The 3,074-nt window shown below is 54.1% G+C and carries 2 protein-coding genes; both read left to right on the forward strand.

The genetic code is table 11. From position 1 onward, the window contains the following. Nucleotides 1-246: 246 nt before the first annotated feature. Nucleotides 247-1,758, forward strand: coding sequence for an O-antigen ligase family protein (locus FBQ85_28725; GenBank protein MDL1879118.1), 1,512 nt, complete (start codon nucleotides 247-249; stop codon nucleotides 1,756-1,758). Between the two features lies 1 nt (nucleotide 1,759). Further along, the coding region (locus tag FBQ85_28730; protein MDL1879119.1) for a flippase at nucleotides 1,760-3,074 on the forward strand (1,315 nt) is incomplete at its 3' end.

Here is a 3,074-nt window from a genome sequence, read left to right on the forward strand (position 1 = left end):
AAAATCTTGTTCAAAACACCGTTCAACGTGCTTCTGGGTGCGGGTGCGTATTGAGTGCACGGCGCGCGAGGCCTAGGAAAAATGTATACCGTAAGGCTTCATGGGATAGTCTTGCCCTGTTGGAGTTGGCGATAAGGAAATTACGCTGGTCAAAAACACATTTACGCCTTCTCGTGCCGCGATTGTTAAACCGCATATCGTCCGTAAACGTTTGAATATAGCTCTGCCCCTGAGGCACGAATTCGCATGCGCCCCACGATCTCAACAGCCATGATTGCGCCCGATCGCGACAATGCTTCAAAATACCTGCGCTGGCTTGCCAGTGGAACATTGCTTTTGGTTTATGCCTCTGTCGCTTACCGCCTTGCGAGTTTTCCGAATCAATGGTTGGGCGCGCTCATCGCGCTCTGCATCGGCGTCATCGCGATACTGGTAATCGGCCAGCGGCATTTGGCCTTATTAACGGCCTTGGTGGTCGCGATTCCGCTGGTGGGTTTTGATTTTAGCCTCTACTTCAATCAAAAACTCGGCGGTGACTATCGCATTGCCATGAGCTTGTTGGATCTTGCGCTACTCGGCTTATGGTTTAAATACATGCTCACTGTTCCGCGCGAGCAGCGCCAGCCCCTTCAGCCGCGCGCCTTGAAATGGTTCATGATCGGATTATTCCTGCTCGCGGCGCTCTCCTTGAATGTTGCAAAAGAGGCCGACCGCACATTATTCGAGCTTCTCCGTTTTTTTCGCATGATGATGCTCGTTTGGATTACGGCGAAAAGCGTCCCGAATCCGGCCGCACTCAAACATCTGGTCATGGTCTTATTCGCCATGACGATACTCGAAAGCTTTTTGAGTTTCGGACAAAAATTCTCCGGCGGCCAGTTGGGCATTACTCTGCTCGGCGAACCCGACAAGGTATTATCACAAGAATTGAACACCGGCGATACCGCTATTCGTCCTGGTGGAACCTTCGGCCATGCCAATCAATTCGCGCGCTTTCTCGGGCTGGTGCTGCCGCTTGCCCTGGCCGTCACGATTGCGGCGCAGAATAAAAAATATCGCCTGCTTTCGAGCGCGACGCTGGTGATTGGCGGCGGCGCTTTGGTGGCCACGCTCTCGCGCGGCGCATGGATTGGCGTCGTCCTGGGAAGCGGACTTGTTTTTGCGATCATGATCATGCAATCGGCGCTGCGCGCAAGAGCGCTGCAAAGTCTGAAGCTTATCGCGCTGCTCGTTATTCCCTTCGTTTTGATTAATATCGGCACCTTCATCGCGCGGTTTACCAGCGCCGATGAAGGCTCCTTCGCCACACGCGAGCCGATGGCGCGTATTGCCATGAAAATCATCCAGGATCATCCGTGGGGAATCGGTTACGGCAATTATCGCCTGTGGCTGCCACGGTATGGCGACCCGGCAGTGCCGTTTACCTTTCAAGCCAAAGTTCACAATATGTATCTCTTAGTTGCCGCCGAACTGGGAGTGGCGAGCTTGCTGGTGCTGCTGGGGCTGTTTTCCCTGGTATTTTATTATGGCTTCACGTTGGCGAAAAATGCCGCTCCCGATTCGGCCATGGTGGCCGCCGGGCTGATCGGCGGCTTGCTTGCCTTCATGATTCATTGCCTGGTCGACTACGAAGAAATCGGCCGTGTCCCGATCTTGTGGTTTTATGTCGCCCTAATATGCGCCATCACACGCCTTCATCAAAAAAGCAGTGGTATTCAAAACACCACGCCATGTACAGTAATTCTAGGAAAGAATTGACATGTCCGGCAAAATTTTGAAAAATGCTTCTTCTCTTTTGCTCGTGCAGGTACTCAATCCTTTGCTAGGCATGGCTTTCGTGATCACACTGGCCCGCATCGATGGCGCTGCAGGATTGGGGGTGTACATGTTCGCGCTTTCGCTGGTCAATATCTTCGAAAATATCGCCGGGCTGGGGCTGCGTGAATATCTCATCCGCGAGGTCGGCAAAAACCCGTCGCATTGGCCAGCGCTGCATAATTGTGCGATGGCCGTCGGTCTGGCCGCCGCTCTGCTGGCGCAATTACTCATGCTGGCCTTTGCCAAGGTTGCCGGTTATGACGCCGAAACCTTAAACGGACTTTTCGCCGTTAGCTTTTCACTGATGCCCGCGGTTATGCTTTATATCTCCGTGTCGTTTCTGTATGCTTTCGATCACATGGCAATTGCGAGCGCCGTTTTCATCGTTGAGACGATTGTACGCACTGTTCTCGGACTGCTTATCATTTATTATGGTCTGGGCATGCACTGGCTGCTCATCTCCTTCACGTTTAGCCGGATCGCTGCCGCGGCGATGGCCGGCTGGGCGCAATGCAAACATCTCGGCGCGCCCGGCCGCGTGTGGAATCGCCAAGTGTTGCGCAACATGCTCAATGCTGCGCCCACCTTTGCGCTGATGGCAATTCTTGCGACAGTCTATTGGCGCTTGAATATCGTCATGCTCTCCCAAATATGCGACGCCGAAGCCGTGGGGCACTATAGCGCTGGTTATCGTTTGATGGATCTCATCGCGTTTGCCGGCGGCAGCGTGCTCACCGCGCTTTATCCTGCCATGGCCCGGCTCTTTCATCACCTCCGCGAGGATTTCAAACTGCTGCTTGACAAAGGCATGCAGTACACCATTGCCTTTTATCTGCCTCTCGCCGTTGCCGTGCATGAGCTGAGCCCGAAAATCATCGTGTTATTCTTCGGCGAAAGCTTCAGCGCTGCGGCGGACGTCTTGCGGCTCTTAACCTGGGTTACTTTTCCACTGACGCTGGCGAAATTGTTTGCCAACGCGCTTGTAATCGCCGGCCGCCCGGATCTTGACCTGCGCGTCAATGCCCACCGACTCGTTTGGAACGTCGTGTTGAGCTATGTGCTCATCGCCCAATTCGGTATGATCGGCGCGTGCTGGGCGATCTTGCTTTCCACGATCGCCTCAGTCTTTTTGCAGGCTTTCTATTTGCGCGATATCGCGCCGCTCGCGCTCTCGTTTGCCGGGCTGTCAAAAACCTGCGCCGCCTCGCTGGTAATGATATTCGCGCTCAAACTCACAAGCGCATGGGCGCTCATTC

The organism is Cytophagia bacterium CHB2 (genome assembly GCA_030263535.1).
Classification (GTDB): Bacteria; Zhuqueibacterota; Zhuqueibacteria; order Zhuqueibacterales; family Zhuqueibacteraceae; genus Coneutiohabitans.

Excerpts from the sequence above, each read along its gene's own strand:
- FBQ85_28725 (MDL1879118.1), top strand. The coding sequence starts at position 247 with ATGCGCCCCACGATCTCAACAGCCATGATTGCGCCCGATCGCGACAAT.